The 1,011-nt window shown below is 58.2% G+C and carries 1 protein-coding gene; it reads left to right on the forward strand.

Annotated features, from left to right (window positions below):
* Positions 1-1,011: topoisomerase DNA-binding C4 zinc finger domain-containing protein (locus tag A3754_RS04190; RefSeq protein ID WP_197468441.1), on the forward strand; the 1,011-nt coding region annotated here is incomplete at both ends.

The following is a 1,011-nucleotide window of genomic DNA, read 5'->3' on the forward strand; positions in this document are numbered from 1 at the left end:
TGGATGAAGTTGCTGAAGGGCTGCGAAACTGGCAGGACGTGCTCAACGAATTCTACAAGGATTTCGTCAGCAAGCTGGATGCCGCCCAGGGGGAAGGCACTGGCAAGCAGGCAGTGGGGGGGATGCGCGCCAACCTGCCTACCGACACGGATATTGAATGTCCCACCTGTGGCCGCCCAATGCAGATTCGCACCGGCTCCACCGGCGTGTTCCTGGGCTGTTCCGGCTACGGGCTACCGCCGAAAGAGCGCTGCACCGCCACCATGAATCTGCTGCCCGGTGAAGAAGCCGAAGCGGTAAAAGCGGATGACGATGACGAAGCGGAAACCAACGAACTGCGCAGCAAAAAACGGTGCCAGAAGTGTGGCACCGCCATGGAAAATTACCTGATCGACGAAAAGCGCAAGCTGCATATCTGTGGTAACAACCCGGATTGTGATGGTTATGTGGTCGAGAAGGGCGAATTCCGTATCAAGGGTTACGATGGCCCGGTACTGGAATGTGAGAAGTGCGCTAATGAGATGCAGCTGCGCACCGGCCGGTTTGGCAAGTTCTTCAAGTGCACCAATGACGAGTGCGGCAACACCCGCAAGCTGCTCAAGAGTGGCGAACCGGCTCCGCCGCGGGCTGACCCGATTCCCATGCCGCACTTGCAATGCCAGAAAGTGGATGATCATTACTTACTGCGCGATGGAGCCTCCGGCCTGTTCCTGGCCGCCAGCAAGTTCCCGAAAAACCGGGAAACGCGCCCGCCGCTGATCGAAGAAATTCAGAGCGTGGCCAAGCAGCTGGACCCGAAACACGCTTATCTGGCCGAGGCCCCTGCTGAGGATCCTGACGGCAACAAAGGGGTGCTGCGCTACAGCCGCAAGGCCAAAGAGCAGTATGTGATGAGCGAAATTGACGGCAAGGCCACTGGCTGGATGGCCTTCTACCGCGATGGCAAATGGGTCGAAGAGCAGACCAAGAAAAAAGCCCCCGCGAAGAAGAAGGCGGCCGCCAAGAAAAAAG

The organism is Alcanivorax sp. HI0083, assembly GCF_001635175.1.